Annotated in this window: 16 protein-coding genes; 11 read left to right on the top strand and 5 right to left on the bottom strand. The window is 55.2% G+C overall.

Annotation, left to right across the window (positions count from 1 at the left end):
• Window positions 1–2 precede the first annotated feature (2 nt).
• From AC0V6Q_RS13140 to AC0V6Q_RS13120, 5 genes are all read right to left on the bottom strand, one after another.
• Window positions 3–305 (bottom strand): hypothetical protein, encoded by a 303-nt coding sequence (locus AC0V6Q_RS13140; RefSeq protein ID WP_486168827.1) that lies wholly within the window; start codon window positions 303–305, stop codon window positions 3–5.
• A 53-nt stretch (window positions 306–358) separates the two neighbouring features.
• A complete protein-coding gene (locus tag AC0V6Q_RS13135; protein ID WP_486168826.1) occupies window positions 359–1,558 on the bottom strand; it encodes a SctD/MshK family protein in 1,200 nt (399 codons plus the stop codon).
• Window positions 1,555–3,183 (bottom strand): secretin N-terminal domain-containing protein, encoded by a 1,629-nt coding sequence (locus AC0V6Q_RS13130; RefSeq protein ID WP_486168825.1) that lies wholly within the window; start codon window positions 3,181–3,183, stop codon window positions 1,555–1,557. Before AC0V6Q_RS13130 ends, AC0V6Q_RS13135 begins: the two co-directional genes overlap by 4 nt.
• A gap of 179 nt (window positions 3,184–3,362) precedes the next feature.
• A complete protein-coding gene (locus tag AC0V6Q_RS13125) occupies window positions 3,363–5,339 on the bottom strand; it encodes an FHIPEP family type III secretion protein (RefSeq protein WP_486168824.1) in 1,977 nt (658 codons plus the stop codon).
• On the bottom strand, window positions 5,339–6,223 hold the full coding sequence (locus AC0V6Q_RS13120) for a lytic transglycosylase domain-containing protein (protein ID WP_486168823.1): 885 nt from the start codon (window positions 6,221–6,223) through the stop codon (window positions 5,339–5,341). The genes AC0V6Q_RS13125 and AC0V6Q_RS13120 overlap by 1 nt, the downstream gene beginning before the upstream one ends.
• A 524-nt stretch (window positions 6,224–6,747) precedes the next feature.
• Between AC0V6Q_RS13120 and AC0V6Q_RS13115 the strand changes: the two genes are divergently transcribed.
• From AC0V6Q_RS13115 to AC0V6Q_RS13065, 11 genes are all read left to right on the top strand, one after another.
• Window positions 6,748–7,971: an EscU/YscU/HrcU family type III secretion system export apparatus switch protein gene (locus AC0V6Q_RS13115; protein WP_486168822.1), complete on the top strand. Its 1,224-nt coding sequence runs from the start codon at window positions 6,748–6,750 to the stop codon at window positions 7,969–7,971.
• A gap of 16 nt (window positions 7,972–7,987) precedes the next feature.
• Window positions 7,988–8,425 (top strand): flagellar biosynthetic protein FliO, encoded by a 438-nt coding sequence (gene fliO / locus AC0V6Q_RS13110; protein WP_486168821.1) that lies wholly within the window; start codon window positions 7,988–7,990, stop codon window positions 8,423–8,425.
• A 215-nt stretch (window positions 8,426–8,640) separates the two neighbouring features.
• Entirely contained in the window at window positions 8,641–9,504 is an 864-nt protein-coding gene (locus AC0V6Q_RS13105) for a hypothetical protein (protein WP_486168820.1), read from the top strand.
• A gap of 13 nt (window positions 9,505–9,517) precedes the next feature.
• The gene (gene sctR, locus AC0V6Q_RS13100; protein WP_486168819.1) at window positions 9,518–10,213 is read left to right on the top strand and encodes a type III secretion system export apparatus subunit SctR; all 696 of its coding nucleotides are present in this window, start codon (window positions 9,518–9,520) and stop codon (window positions 10,211–10,213) included.
• A 21-nt stretch (window positions 10,214–10,234) separates the two neighbouring features.
• Window positions 10,235–10,498, top strand: a complete 264-nt coding sequence (gene sctS, locus AC0V6Q_RS13095) for a type III secretion system export apparatus subunit SctS (RefSeq protein ID WP_486168818.1) — start codon at window positions 10,235–10,237, stop codon at window positions 10,496–10,498.
• Window positions 10,499–10,500: 2 nt separating this feature from the next.
• Entirely contained in the window at window positions 10,501–11,316 is an 816-nt protein-coding gene (gene sctT / locus AC0V6Q_RS13090) for a type III secretion system export apparatus subunit SctT (RefSeq protein WP_486168817.1), read from the top strand.
• A gap of 2 nt (window positions 11,317–11,318) precedes the next feature.
• Window positions 11,319–11,708, top strand: a complete 390-nt coding sequence (locus tag AC0V6Q_RS13085) for a helix-turn-helix domain-containing protein (protein ID WP_486168816.1) — start codon at window positions 11,319–11,321, stop codon at window positions 11,706–11,708.
• 151 nt (window positions 11,709–11,859) lie between these two features.
• A complete protein-coding gene (locus AC0V6Q_RS13080; protein ID WP_486168815.1) occupies window positions 11,860–12,585 on the top strand; it encodes a hypothetical protein in 726 nt (241 codons plus the stop codon).
• A 75-nt stretch (window positions 12,586–12,660) separates the two neighbouring features.
• Window positions 12,661–13,575, top strand: coding sequence for a DUF6683 family protein (locus AC0V6Q_RS13075; RefSeq protein WP_486168814.1), 915 nt, complete (start codon window positions 12,661–12,663; stop codon window positions 13,573–13,575).
• Window positions 13,576–13,796: 221 nt separating this feature from the next.
• Window positions 13,797–15,080, top strand: a complete 1,284-nt coding sequence (locus AC0V6Q_RS13070) for a LysM peptidoglycan-binding domain-containing protein (RefSeq protein WP_486168813.1) — start codon at window positions 13,797–13,799, stop codon at window positions 15,078–15,080.
• Window positions 15,046–15,597 (top strand): hypothetical protein, encoded by a 552-nt coding sequence (locus AC0V6Q_RS13065; protein WP_486168812.1) that lies wholly within the window; start codon window positions 15,046–15,048, stop codon window positions 15,595–15,597. Before AC0V6Q_RS13070 ends, AC0V6Q_RS13065 begins: the two co-directional genes overlap by 35 nt.
• The last annotated feature ends 128 nt before the right edge of the window (window positions 15,598–15,725 follow it).

Genomic DNA, 15,725 nt, shown 5'->3' with positions numbered 1-15,725 from the left:
GATCAGCTCTTGCGTGCCATGGTTTCAAGAGCCTTGGAGACGCTATCCATCGAGGTGTGGCTGCTTTGTGCCATAAAGCTCATGCGCATAGATTCTGCCGTGAGTTCTGTGATCGCCGACGGGGTATCGCCGCCATTCACCGCAACGCCTTCCGACTGCTGCTCGATCTGCATAGCCTGATTATCTAGCGCTGCGCCCCATGCCCCGGCAAACGCCTCGAACCAATTGCGAGAGCGATCGTTATTATTAAACATATTGCCCGAGGCAGCCATATCGCTGAGTATGCGGGTGTTGATCGTATTCATAAGATCGGTTCCTTTCTTGATCGTGCCGGAAATGGCACCTTAATTCTTGCCGTTCACATGGTCAGTACGTCACGCAACCCGTCTCGCTCGACGATGACGCTATTATCCTTGATTTCTAAAATCTTGTGTCCGGTCGGGAGGTTCGCTCCTGCAAACCAGCGCGTACCGTCTTCGGTCACGATGTAACCGGGATCACCGGCGATGAAGCTCGCTGCGCCGTAACCTGGTGCATTGAAAAAGTAAGCGAGGTCCGATTGCCCACGTTTGCCAGACGCGCTGAATGTAAATGCCTGCACGCGCGGCAGATCCCGGCTGAGCAATGCTTCGAGCTCGGCCTGACGGTCTTGCGGAAGAAACTCGGTCTCAATTAGTAATCCAGCCGTTCCAGCCGGGATCACATCGGCATCTACGTTTTGCGCTGCCAGAAGGTTATCAGCCGCCTCTGCCGCGCTCTGCAATGTGGTAACACCCAAAGCAATGCCGGGATGGCGCTCCTGCGCCCATGTCTTGAGCCTTAGAAGATCGTCCTCATTCTCGACCAACCCAACTACAGCGAGGCTTTGCACTGCGCCTCCTGCATCGCGAGCCGGTTCAACCGTTAAGCGCCCCAAACCCAATTCTGTAAGCTCCCGGTGGATCGCTTGGGGTGATGGTTTGGAAAAAGACAAGGCGCTCGTGCCAAAAAATGTACCGCCAGCTACAACCAACAATATCGCTGCAAAGAAGGCCATAGTGATGGGCGAGGTCAGCTTTTCCTGGTAAAGATTGCGCATAGGCTGTGTACGCAGATCAATGCGTTCAACCACGCTCGTCGCAGGCACTCTATTGGTCTGCTCAGTGAGCGCGGCGGAAGCTTGTTCAGCGATGTCTTGTGCCTCACGCCAGCGTTGTTCGTTTTCGCCTCCGATAGCGAACGCAAATCCGGGTGTGCGCACAGGCACATAAGGTTCAAGCATGATACGTTCACCGGCGACTAAGTCGCGCCCGAGGACGGTAATCCGGCCGGCCACAACCTCCAACTCCCCCAGCCTGCCGCGAGGTGTGAGATATAACGCAAGTCCGCTCGCTTCTGGATCGCGCAGGACAATATCATTCTCGAAGCTGTGCCCGACCATAATTTTTCGGTCGGGAGGAAGGCTATGCTCGGCGTCTTTGTTTCTGCCTCTAAGCACGCGCAAACGCAGGCGTTCGCGGACTACTGACGTATTCGTGTCCGAGTTGGAGCTAATTGGGGATGAAGAAACCGCGTTCATTGCGCCTCTCTCGCTGACAGTTGAGCCGCGCTCAATTGATGGATTTCAGCGGGTGATGGCGTCCGGGGCTGCGCCATCGTCGCAGGACCAAGGTTGCTGACGCGCGGGGTCAAAAGGAAAAGGCGTTCAATATGTTCTTCCCCTTTGCGCCGGCTCCGGAATGCCTGTCCCAGCAACGGGATATCGCCAAGGACAGGGGTTTTGCGTTTACGATCAAAACTACGGGTTCTCGTAAGCCCGGCGAGCAATGCGCTTTCTCCGTGCCTAACAATCATCGTTGTTTGGATGCGAGGGCCAGCTGGCGTAGGCACCCCGTCCACTATGAGTCCGTTCAAAGACGTGTCGCTGATCTCAATGTTCATACGGATCCGCATATCGCCGCCATCCTCAATGGCCGAGGGGCGAATGCGCATTGAAAGGCCGTAGTTTATCGCAAAAGCGCTCGCGAACCGTTCAGCCTGATTGCGGATGATTTGCTCGGCTGTGATATCAAATGTGGCGACTTCATTGTTGTTGGTCGAAAGCGTCGGCCGCGTCACAACGCGCACCGCACCATTCTCTTCCAATAGCCTCAGGCGGCCCAAGAAAAAGGACCCGTCGTTTGTGACGAACCCGCCGGTTATCCCGCCTGGGCCCAAGTCGGGGCTGCCTATCAACGCGCCAAGGCCCAAGTCCGCGATGACCCCGCCAAGCGAGGCTCTCAGCTCTTTCAGGCGGTTCACGTCCAACTCGAGGATTGTTACCTGTGTCTCGACCATAAGCGGTTCGAGATCAAGGTTAGCGATCAGCGCTTCATAAACCGGCATCACCTCAGGGCGATCGCGCACGATAACAGCGTTGACTGTGGGATCGGCAGAAATGCGGGGGCCATTAAGGTCGTAGTCTGCTTCGGCAACTTCACGCCTGTTGTCGGACCTGTTGTTTTGATCAAAAGGCTCGAAAGGGCTTTCTGGGCCCAATCGGCGGATGCCATCATTTTCAAAGACGTTGGTTCCGTTTGATGTAACGCCGCCAACCTGACGGCCATCACCCATCTGTTCTTGTAACAATGTCGCGACGCCCGGTATGATGTTGACGCGTGTCGTACTTCTCACTTCTCGGTCTGCTGCATCGCGATACTTCAGGTAGAAAATACGTACCTCGAATGGATTGCGCCCGCCTGCAGGCTGCAAGACTCTCGAACTCACACTGGTGCGAATAAGGGATGTTGCGATCGGATCGGTTCGCCGAGGCTCAGTGCTGGGCTCGGCGCGCGCAACCTGACTTCTCATCTGGCTAGCCATCGTTTCAACCTGATCAAGATAGGCGGGAACACCTGTTGCGAGAACCATCCCATCACTAGGCCGGACCGTGTTGATGCTGTCACTGATAGCGAGGCTTTGCACCTGCGAGACGAGCCGCTCAGGCGCGTATGTCGGGATCGAACGGCTGCTCAATTCCTCCTGAGAATAGACGCGCACTACACTGCCGTCCCAATAGGCGACAAGGCCGTAAGCACGTGAAATAGCTCTCCAAATCTCTTTCGGCTTACCCGGAAAGACCCCCTGAACCTGACCCTTCACTCCGGTACTGATTTTTACAGGAAGGCCGGCTTCGCCCATTAGATCAGCTACGAAATCACGCACATCTTGCCCGCGCGCGCTCAGCGATATTTGCTTATCAGAAAAGGGGGGCTCTCCTGCCGATAGCGCAGCCGGAAAGCACAAAGAGAGGGCAAACAAGCTCCCAACGTAGAATACTGTGCGGCTCCATTTTAAACGAGAGAAGATATCTTTAACAGGGTTGTTGGCGAGAGCTTGGGGGGTCACTCGGCTGCCTCCATTTCCTGGGTTTCTATGCTGGAATGCGAAATCAGATTGGGTTCGATCGCAAGCTCACCAACCACGTCAAGTGGGACTGCGGGATTAAGCTCGTTGAAACTGAGGACTGGCACGTCGAACAGATCAGCGGCGGTTATGAGCCGTAAGGGCCGACGAATGTCCTGAGCGGTCAAGATAGCGCGCGCGCCGGTTTTCTCGACTTCGCGTCCAATAAGCTGAACAAACTCGCGCATCCGCAAGGGATCAATCGCAAGCCTCGTTTGGCCATCGATAACAGTTGACGTTTTGCGGATCGCCTCTTCAGCGATTTGCCCGATCATCAGAACGCGCAATTTGCCATCCTCGCAAAGCGGCGCCACAAGATTTCGCCGAAGCTTGACCCGAGTGCGCGCAGCTATCGCAGCGGGTTCTCGCTCATTTTGACCCGCTTCGCAGATCGCTTCGATACAATCGCGCAGATTCCGAAGCGGCACTTGCTCTTCGGCCAGAAGCCGCAAGACTTCGCGAATTGTTGGCATCGCCACCGCGCGCACAGTCTCTTTGACCACTTCGGGATAGTTCTCACCCAACCGGTCCAGCATTTCTGTGGTTTCTTGCAAACCCAAAAAGATCGACAGGTTTCGACGCAGCAACTCGCGCACGATGTGAGGCAGCCGGTCTTCTATCAGCGCCATATCCTCGCGGGCTGCGGCCAAGGGAGCGTCAAATGCGCACAATTCCCAGCTGCCTTCGGGACGGGTGCTGGTGAAGCGGGCAATGCGAAGGTCGGGTAAAGCAATGCCAGACTGCTCCTGCACGCTAGCGCGGGCGCTGTTGAGGCTTGCCGCAAGTCGGTCCATGCTGGCCGCTGATATATCGCCCGGCGCGATGTAAAGCGCCAGGGGCTCAGCACGCGGAGCAGGTGTCGCTTGAAGGATAATCTCGTCAGGCGCACGTTCATCTTTATCCAAGCTGCGATCAAACAGCGAGCGCACTTGGGGCCCGAAAACCTTGTGCCGCCAGACCCCCAAGCCGACGAGCATGGCGCCGATCACGAGGAAGACGGCGACCGGAAAGCCGGGGATGAGCGCCAGCAAAAAGGCTATCGCGCCAGCTGCGATCAAAGTGCCGGGTTTAGCGCCGACTTCGGCAAATATGGCTGGCGCGAGATCAGGTTTTGTCTCAGGATCGTTGCTGCGGGTGACCAATAGCCCTGCCGCAAGCGCACAAAGAAACGCAGGTATCTGTGCAACCAGGCCATCACCTATCGTCAAAATCGAGAAGACCGACGCAGCCTCGGCCATTGAAAGACCGTGGTAAATCATACCCACCGCGATCCCGCCAACCAGATTGATGAGCACGATTACAATGCCCGCAATCGCATCGCCCTTAACGAATTTCATCGCCCCATCGAGACTGCCGTAGAGCTTGCTCTCTTGCTCGAGCAAAGAGCGCTTCTGGCGGGCCTCATCTTTGCTTAACAGTCCTGAACGGAGGTCGCTGTCGATTGAAAGCTGTTTGCCTGGCATCGCATCCAGGCTGAACCGGGCACAAACTTCTGCCACCCGTTCTGAGCCCTTGGAGATGACGATGAACTGGACAACGGTGATTATCAAAAACACCACCAGCCCGATGACGATGTTTCCCGCCGCCGCTGTCTCGCCAAATTCTCTTATGATCTGACCGCCATCCATTTCGCTCAGGATCATGCGCGTTGTTGCGATACTTATGGCGAGCCGTGTCACCGTGGTAAACAGCAGGATCGAAGGGAAGGTCGAGAAATCAAGCGGCTGGCGAAGGCCGATCACTGCGATCACCAAAAGCGCTGCGACAATGAGGTTTATCGCAATGAAAACATCAAGCATCGCAGGCGGGAACGGCAGGATGAACATGGCGAAGATCGCCAGTAATCCTCCTACCACTGCAATTTGAGCGGCTGGTATTTGTTCTGCCGTTCGCTTGAAGGTCCGGGCCAATTCCATCAAAAGTTCACCGCAAAACCGCTCTCGCCCGCCAATTGCTCATAATTGGCTTTGACTTTGACAACGTAGTCTTGCGTCTCTCGATAAGGCGGGATCGCATTGCCGTATTTTCGAACCGCACCTTCGCCCGCATTATAGGCGGCAAGAACTAGATCTATGTTGCCCTCGAATCTGTCCCAAAGCTGGCTCAGTAATTTGGCCCCCGCATTGACGTTGGTGCGGGGGTCATAGAGACGCGACGGGTCGCGCACTCCAAGCATTCGTCCGGTCCCGGGCATAACTTGCATGAGCCCCCTTGCGCCTGCGTGACTGGTCGCGTTTGCCCGGTAAGCGGATTCCTGTTTGATGACGGCATGCAAGAGTAGAGGGTCGACACTATGCTCGCGTGCAGCCTCAGCAATTGTTTGATCGAAGCTCGTGGAATAGCTGCGCGGGCCCAACGAGAGTATCGCATCTGCATTTTCTGATGCCCCCGCCGCCATGCGCGCATCATCGTTCGGCTCCCCGGAAGGCTCGCTAGGCACTGCTACAAGGTCCCAAGCACTCGACCCGGGCCTGATCGCAACCTGGCTTCCGTCACGAGATGCGATCGCTCGGGTCGGTATGTCCTTGGCCCGGGCTGAGTTAAAGCGGGCGTCCCTTGGCCCGCGCTCTGGCGGTATTTGCCAAGGCGCCAAACTATCAGGATCAGACGTTTCGTCTGGTGCCTGCGCGCGGGGCAAATTGGCGCGATATGCGGGCGATTCGATAATCGAACTTTCGGGGCAATGACCAATAAGGCCCTCGAACTGACGCAAAGCGCGAATGTCGGCAACGCGAAGTGGCGCATCAATAGGGCATTCACCGGGGTCTTCGATTGGTTCGGGAGGGTTTTCTTTTGCCACTACAGGCGCCGCAATTGCTATAAATACTGCGTAGACAGCAATTATACTGGCAAATCTACAAATATAGGGCGTCAAAATAAAATCCTCCGTGCCTAAAACAAGGTTAAAGGCGTGCGCAATTATATTACCCAGCACGACGCGTGCGGGCATGTAAGGCGCAAACATCTGTTATTGCGCCTGAAATTGACTGTGGGATTACGACTCGCGCCGCATTTGATCCTTGATCTTGGATGATAGCCAATTTTTCTCTCGTGAAAAGTGCCGGGACCATAATCGCAAAAATTATTTTAAATCAGTAATTTAAGGCGATAATTTCCACTAAGATGCATTTTTCTCACGATCCACTTATCGCAATTTATAAACCATTCGGCTCTGTTGCATTTTGTTGACAATATTTGTGTCAATCCGATTCTTTCCTTACTGACACGAATGTTCATTAACTGATGCATTGACATTACTGTTTAAAGGCTGAATTCAAAGCGCGAGCCGATTCCCCATCTTGGGTGTTTTCAGGGAGCAGCGCTGTGGCCGATAAGGATAAGGGAGGGGATAAGACCGAGCTCCCGACGATGCGCAAACTTCAAGATGCGCGCAAAAAAGGGGACATCGCGAAAGGCAAAGAACTGACGCCAATGCTTGGCACGATTGGCATGGCGATCCTTTTTATGATGGCAGCGGCTTACGTAGCGACCTCCATTGCATCTTTTGCCGATACAACTGTTCAAACGGCGGCTCGGGGCGACTTTGACCTGCAATTATTCCAGATCGGGGGCGAGGCGACCCTGCTGTTATTGTCGCTGTCCGCCGTGTTCCTCTTGCCGCTTTGCGCGATCGCCCTTTTTTCCGAAGTACTCCAGACGCGCGGCTTGGTCGCACCGAAGAAGCTGGAGCCCAAGGCCGAGAACCTCAATCCGGTCGAGGGCATCAAGCGAATGTTCGGGACACAAGGTCTTATTGAATTAGTCAAAACCCTGATCAAAGTGACGGCGATCATAGCCATCGTATGGTTCGTCGCCAAAGACCAGATTGCACAAATGGGAGCGATGCTCTTGCCTGCGACCCAGCCCGTTTGGCGAGAGGGGGCGGGTATGCAAGGGGGCACCCAAGACGCATTAATTTCTTACACCATCACCCTCAAAGTGCTCGCTTCGGTTGGAGGCATATTTGTGCTCGTTGCAGCGATTGATTTTGTCTGGTCGCGTCAGCAGTTCATGAAAAAGATGATGATGAGCCGCCGGGACATTAAGGATGAACAGAAACGTGATGAGGGAGATCCCCATGTTAAAGGACATCGCAAACAAATAGCGCAGGAATGGGCACAGTCCGGCGCTGTCTCGAAGACCTCGGATGCTAACGCTTTGCTGGTCAATCCCACGCATCTCGCAATCGCCATCCAATATGATCCCGACACCGCACCCATCCCCACTGTGTTGGCTCGCGGAGAAGGCGAAATCGCTGCATTGATGCGCGAGACCGCAGAGCGGTTTGGAGTGCCAATTGTGCGCCATATCCCAAGTGCAAGGCAGCTGTGGGCGAGAGGTGAGGTCGGGGAAATGATCCCCGAAGACATGTTTGACGCCATCGCCGAAGTCATCTTGTGGGCCCGCAAGGCCCGCGCAGGTGAAGCGCCGATGGACTGCGACCTTCACCGCGAAACTTCCGCAGCCGCCGCGAGAAAACAATATCAGGGGCGGGAGCCACTGCCTGAACCTGTAACCAGTCAAAGTTCACATTCATCCAATCATTGAGGACAGCCGCAAATTTATGTCGATCGGAACGCTCTTCTCCTCCCTGCTTGCCATCATCATCTCGCTCGCTTTCGTCATTGCTCTGGCATGGGGAACGCTGTGGCTTTTGAAGAGATTTCAGGACGGCAGTTTTGGCCGCCTATCCGGCGCTGATGACGGACCTGATATGAGGTTTGAGAAGGCATTGCCTGTCGGACCTCGTGAACGACTTGTTCTGGTTGAGGTTGAGGGTGAACAGATGCTGCTTGGCGTTACCGCACATGCGATTACACCGCTCAAGAGCTGGCCCGTTTCTACATCTTCGAACGATGAGGTTGGACGTTCTGCCGGTGCAGATGCAGATGCAACAGATACTCAATTCGAAAATCGAGGCTCAGAACGCCGTTTCCGTTTGAGGATGGCTAAAAATGATCGATCTTTGGCCGACGATGTATCGGGAGACAGCAGATTATGAACCATCCGGTTCAAGGTCTCGCCGCAGATTTATGCAACCTTTCTGCAGCGCAGATAGCTTGGACGCAGCAGGCTGCGCAAAGACTGGCCAGAGCTGGGTTTCAAACGTCCATCTCTCCCAAGCGAAGGGATGACGCGGCGTACTTTTGGGGGGAGTGCATCGCATTCCTACCTATGCGCAACCCACCATTACGCGCCGCCCCTGCCGAGGAGTTGATGCGCACTCTCACGGCGCATGAAGACATTCTCGCCGATATTGAAAAGGCTCTTGGGGTTGCCGTAGAGTTTCATGATATGCGCCAGCCTGACGCGGATTGGCCCGCTATCACGCTGAGTAAAGGCGGGGAAGTCTTAGGACAGCTCGCAATCCTTACCGAGATTTGCGCAGCCGAGCCTGCCTCTGCGCCGATTGTTATGCCTTGCGCTTTTGTGGGCGCACGCCTTGCCATCTGCGATGCCGAGGCGCTTGATGCAGGCGATTTGGTAGTGCTCAATCATGGCCCTTGGCCAATGGTCACCGGTCAAAACTCTGCAAGCGATGAAACGCTTATGCCGCCACAAAAGTCGCGCTTGGGGTTTGACCCTATCGCGGGAAGGCTCGTGCCGATCCTCGCGGATGGAGGGCCGCCCACAGCCGAGCCGATTTCAAGAGGAGCATCAGGTGCTATGACCCGAACCGAGCCTTTAGCCGAACCTTCATGCAACCCCTCAGGCAGTTTTGCTGTCCCGGTTGCCGTTCACTTTTCCGATATCGCGGTGACTCAGGCTGAGCTTGGGCGCATGGCTGAAACGGGGACTTTTGATTTGGGGGCTGTGAGCGAGGGGCTCAAAGCGAGCCTTTCGATCGGAGGGCGCACGATCGGGCGTGGCGAAATTGTCAGGATCGGAGATCGGTTTGCAGTTCTTCTCGAACATTCTGAAGTGGGTTCATCGCCGTCTGCACAAACTGAAGACGCCACAAACGGGCAAGCCATCGATCGCAGCGACATTAAACTTAGCCAATCTGATGATGAAACCGTTCCGAGCAGTCCGGGGGCCAGATCTCAATTCACTGGTGACCATTCGGTAACAAACCCATGAAGGAGCAAACTTGATGGAACTCGGCAGCTTTACCCCCGGCTCGGCGCTCATAACGGTCATCCTGATTGCGCTTGCACCTTTTCTGGCAGTGATGGTTACAAGCTTTACCAAGATCGTCGTCGTTCTTTCGATCGTCCGCACCGCGCTCGGACTTCAGCAAACCCCTCCCAATGTCGTACTCAATGGCCTCGCCCTCATTTTAACCGTTTATGTGATGTACCCGACGTTACAGGATATGAGCGCGGCGGCCGGTTTGACGGATGAATCTGTCGCGACAATGCCGGGCGATGCTCCTCCCAATATCGGGCAAATCCAGGACACGCAGGAGATATTGTCGACTGCCGACCGTGTCAAAGAACCGCTACGAGAATTCCTGGTTGCGAACACCACGAGAGAAGACCGGGCGTTTCTCCTGGCGACCCAGCGGCAGATTAGCGGTCCCGAGCGCGCAGAGGAGCTTTCCGACCGCGATTTCGTGATTGTAATCCCGGCCTTTGCGGTGCGTGAACTTAAGCTTGCTTTTCAAATCGGCTTCCTCATATTTTTGCCGTTCCTGATAATTGATTTGTTGATTTCCAACATCCTGCTGGCGCTCAATATGATGATGCTGAGCCCGGTGACGATATCGTTGCCGTTCAAGGTGCTGTTATTCGTATTGGTGGATGGGTGGGTTAAGCTTAGCCACGGATTGGTGCTGTCCTATGTTTAGAACACGGGGGCGGCAGGCGATATGACAGATATGACTGACATTACGCTGGAAGCACTTTGGCTTGTGCTACTCTTATCGGCTCCGCCAGTGATTGCAGCCTCTATCGTAGGGCTGTTGGTGGCCGTGGTGCAGGCCGCGACGCAGGTTCAGGAACAAACGCTCCAATTCACGCTTAAATTCTTTGCCATTGTGCTGACGCTGTTCATCACGGCCTCGCTAATGGCGAGCAGTCTCTACGCTTTCAGCGATCAGATTTTCAGCAACTTCCCGCGCATGATCGGATGAGTATGCCCGATACTCTCGGGGGATCGCTTATTCAGGCGATCCCGTGGACACAGCAAGCGCTACTTGTGGGTGCTGGCTCTGCGCGCTTTGGTTTTGCTTTCCTCATGCTGCCTCTTTTTTCCAGTGAGCAGATCCCTGCGCTTGTGCGCAATTCGCTTATCGTGACCTTCGGGCTTGTGACGCTGACATTGCCGATGCGCTTTGAGCCGCAGTCACTAAGTGCAATCGATTGGGTGCTCCTATTGGGGAGAGAAGCGGCAGCCGGAACTGTGCTTGGCTTGTTCTTTGGCACCTTTTTGTGGGCGATGGCGTCTGCAGGCGAGATTATCGATAGCAAGTCGGGCGCAACAATCGCACAAATCGTCGACCCGGTCAGCGGCGCAACCCAATCACTGACCGCCACATTTCTGGGCCGGTTTGCGCAGGTGACGTTCGTGACTGCTGGCGGCCTCACATTGCTGGTTGGCACACTTATGTTGAGCTTTGCAGTGTGGCCAATGGGTCCGGGCGGGCTCAGCCTTGAAATCAGTGGTGTGCGTCTATTTGAGGGTGAGCTTGGACGTTTTTTCCAGATTGCCTTTTTCGTCGCATCGCCTGTCCTTATGGTATTGTTTATTATCGATCTTGGCATGGGGCTGCTCAATCGGTTTGCACCCAATTTCAACGTCTTCATGCTTTCGCTTTCGATCAAGACCACCGCGGCGATCTTTATCCTGATCCTAATCCTTCCGCTTCTGGCACAGATGGTCATCAGTGACCTGGCAACGCGCCAAGATGTAGGTTTCGGGATCATGGAGCGGGCAGGAGAGCCGCAATGAGTATGAGTGAGATTGATCGGCAGGCGGGCGAGCAAACCGGCTTTGACCTTGCCTCGATCGATCCTGACATGCTCGCGCTTATCACCAAGATGCGCGAAGCGGCGCGGCGTGATCCGGCCCGGCAACGCGATGTGGAGATCGGCGAATTCACAGTGGACGGCGCGCGAGTCCCTTTATCGCTTGTAGAGGGCCTGAAGGGTCTGACCCGCACAGAGGCCGCCGCTTTGCGCTTTGCCGGTTGGGGAAGGTCCAATGCAGACATCGCAACGCTGCTGTCCGTCGGGGAAGGGACAGTGCGAACCCACTTGAACAACGCGGTGCGCAAGCTCGATCTCGATGGAATGCGAGAGCTGGTGGCACTTGGCGGGCTGTTGTTTCATTCCCTCGATTAGGCCTGCATTACCGCCCTCTATACGCTTTGCATAGGCTGCCTCTGCATTGTGCAGATATTGCTACTCACCAAGATCGGCGAAAAAGAATCCGAAGACATCAACAAGTCTTTCGGATTCCAAGTTCTGATGATCAATGACAGGAGTTGCTATTATGTTTGACCGTATTGCAGGTGCAGTTTTTAACCCCGCCACTTTAGTACAGGCTGCCATGGGCCCGGTAGGCTGGGGCGCCCTTGCCATGCGCACCATCGGCTCACAGATCGCAATGAATGCGATCCAGCAGTTTGGCCAGCAAATGGGTTTGCCACAGCCAATGATCGACATGGCTCAGGCGGCTTTTGCTCAAAACGCCGGGCTCAACGGTGCTTTCAATCAGAATTTGCAAGAAGCCGCAGCGGGTCTTGGCGTCCGCCAATTTGACAACTTCTTCGATCAGATCAGAGGTCGCGAATCAGCGGGTTTCCAAAGTCTGCGTCAGTCGATCGACTTTTTTGCAGACCAAGGACGGATGTCACCTCTTCAACGCGGACAGCTTATGAGCGCGTCTGAGATGCTTCTTGATACGATGCAGGACTTCATGCGCGCCAATGCTCAGCGTGAGCGCGAGGATGGTATCGGTGGGATCGGCGACGGTGGTGGTGGCTTCCTTGCACGGATGGCACGCGCCCTTGGTCAGATTCTTGACCAGAAGATCAACCGCATGGTCGAAGTTAGCGAAGCGATCGGTCAACAAGGGGACTCTAATACTTCGCAGCTGGGCGAACTTAATGGCGAGCTTCAGAAGCTGAATCAAGAAATCAGCATCATTTCCAACGCGCTCAATACTTCATTGAAAGCGGTCGGGGAATCCCAGTCAACGCTTGCTCGCAAGCAATAATCGCAAATTTCTAGCACAAGAGCTGGGGGGGTGGTATGAAATATCACCTCCCCGTTTTTATATCAGGAGCGGCCCATGATTAGATATGCCTTGGCTTTTCTAGCTCTTTTCGTCGTGCCCATGTCGGCCCAAGCCCAGAATATGGGCGGCGTCGTTGGCTTCAACAACGTTACCAATTCCATCTGTGGCGGGTCTTGCGAGAGGGCGCGAGAGCGCCAAGATCGATTCGTCGATGCCCGCAGCTTGAATGCGTTGATCGGCTTGCCGGCCAGACGTACAACACAGGCTGCCGCGAGCACCTTCACTTATCGCTATTCCGCACAGCGTACCGAGCAGAACTTGCGCACTTTTGTTGACCGCACTCCAGTTGAAGCGGGTCGTGCAGACCTTGAGCGGACTCTGGCTGCAGAGCCAGGCTTGATGGCTAACATTCGCACCGGGATGAAGTCTTACGGATTTGATCCCGACAATGTCGCCGACATCTATGCAATGTGGTGGATGAATGTCTGGATGGCGGCGAATAAGCAGGATCGAGATCCCGACAAAGGCACAATCGTGATGGTCAAGAACCAGGTCTACAATGCTTTCGCTGCGACCCCAGCCTTCGGGGACACAACCGATGCGCAGCGTCAAGAATATGCCGAAGCATTGATGTTACAGGCTTCCATGCTGAGTACAGCGTTTAATCACTACAAGAACACCGATCCCGCGATGCTTGATCAATTGGCAAAAGCTGCAGCTGAAGGCGCCAAAGCTAGCGGGCTGGACTTGAGCACGATGAGCCTTACCCGCAACGGCTTTGTCCCGCGCCAAGGGGCGGATGCAGGCGATGCTCTTGAGGCGGGTCCGGGCGGCAGCGAACAACCGGTGCGCAATGCGAGCGTCGAGGGCGAGGAAGGTGATGCATCTCCACTAACACTCGCTTTAGCGGTAGGGGCAGGTCTCGGCCTTGCGGGTCTTGGCGGCTACGTTTTAGTCAAACGGGGATAGGTTTGTTGCTGCAAACAGGTGACAAAGAGACATGTTAGCGCATGCATAGACTAAAGCGCGCTCACCTGTGCATTGCCTTCGGTCAGCGCTCTCATGCTATGCGTTTTGCAGATAGCGTTGAGCACACCTTGCAGTGATACTTCAATCCCAACTTGGAGTACCTCGCCATGAACGCCATTGCACAAACTCGGCCGTCAATCTCTGAGCAAGGAGCGCTCAGTATGTCGCTGAGCGGCAATGAGTATACCGTCCAGAGAGGCGACACTCTTGGCCAATTGGCGGCGCGTTTTGGAACCGATGTGGCGACACTTGCGAGGGCCAACGGGATTATCAACCCAGACCGGATATTTGTCGGACAGCAGCTCTCTTTGCCGTCATCGGGCGGCCGCGAACATATTGTTTCTCGCGGGGATACCTTGAGCGTGGTTGCCCGTGCCAACGGGCTTTCTCTTGCTCAAGTACTTCAGGCCAACCCGCAAATTCGTAACGCCGACATGATCTATCCCGGGCAACGCATCGCGCTTCCTGAGCCAGGCCCGGAATTGGTCGGCGCCCGGCCCGCCTCAACCTCTCCAAGCGCAGGGGTGGGGCAAGTCGCCAAAACCCGTTTTGAGGGAGGAACGCTGAACCTTTCTCAGGCCGACATCGACAATATAAAAAGGACGCTTCAAACCGAGTGGGTTCAATCGGCAGGCGAGGCGCAGGCCTATGGTGTGATTGATACGATCTTAAACCGCACAGCCTCTGGCCGGTGGGGAGACACCGTTTCAGAGGTCGTAAACGCACGTAACCAGTTTTCCGATATCAATGGTCCGGTGTCCCGCCGCGATGGCCGCAACGCGGTGGAAGACATCCCAATGTCGCGCGTAAGCGAACGTGTGGATGCACTGGTCGATCGTTATCTTGCCGAACGCGCTGCGGGACGCCCTTCTTCGATCGGGACGAATCTGAATTACGCGAACCCCAATTACTCAGATGCGCGCAACCTTGGATGGATTAACGCCCTCGACGGACCAGTGCTGGGCCGCGGTGATGCAATCCATCGTCACGGCACTACACCGGATCTCGAGCGCTTTCGGCCCGATGCATTTGCGGTTTCACTGCCTGGGGCAACTGGAACCGCGGTGCCTGCTGCATCCGGTACTTTTGATGGGCGCATTCTTGCTCAGGAAGCTGGCGTCGCCATCAAGAGTGACCGGGTCGACATTGACAGTCTGCATCCATCCATGGACCCTGTGATCCGCGCGGTTGCAGTAGCCGCTGAACGCCTAGGCCTGCCGCAACCTGTGATTACCAGCGGCAATGATGGTCGACATTCTAATGGCTCGCTCCACTATCAGGACCGAGCGCTCGATTTCCGCGGCAATAATATCACTGACGCGCAAGGGTCTGCATTTGCCCGCGAAGTTAGCCAAATTCTCGGATCGGACTATGATGTGCTATTCGAGACTTTCGCGGGCAATGCTGCAAATGACCATCTTCATGTGGAATACGACCCTGATTAACTGCGTACATCAACGTGGCCTGCGGGGCGTTCTTACGATTGCTGCATTGATGGGAGGAGCCGCTTGCTCGAATGCGGCCAGTGTAACTGATCAAGCCAAGCGCGAACCAGAGAGGCACGAAAGCGCAGATGGGCGTACGAGCGAAGTGCCCGCGTTGCCAATTGTGCATGATGCGGCCACTGCGACAAGGTCGGCGGTGTTAAGCATGGAGTCTATGGCTGAGAAGTTTCCGACCCGGGGCAGCGGGCCGGGCTGCTTTATAACCTTCGCTTATCGTGGTTATGTGCCTGAAACACTGATTTGGGACGGCGAGACTTGTGAGGAACTTACGACGCGTTTTGGCGATCGCGCCTTTTTAGAAGCTTATGGCAATTGGGACCGGCTCGATTCATCGCAAAAAGAAGATGTATCGAGCGGCCCTGATGGCCGGGTGTTTTACGTCGAAGGAAAGTACACCGCATCGGTCTATCCGATTGGAACCAGTGGCCTTACCTACGAAGTTGTGGTCACTGATTGACTAAGATTTGTAGGCCCTGTCAGAGCCAATGCACCGGATCGCAAATCGTGGGCCGGCGTCATAATTTGTAGGGACGCCGAGACCCCGTAAAACATGCAGTCCGTCTTACTATTTCAACTGTTCGCCCG

Source organism: Erythrobacter sp. S227 (assembly GCF_057364925.1).
The sequence above is the reverse complement of the archived record's forward strand: the minus strand, read 5'-3'. Positions and strand labels throughout refer to the sequence as shown.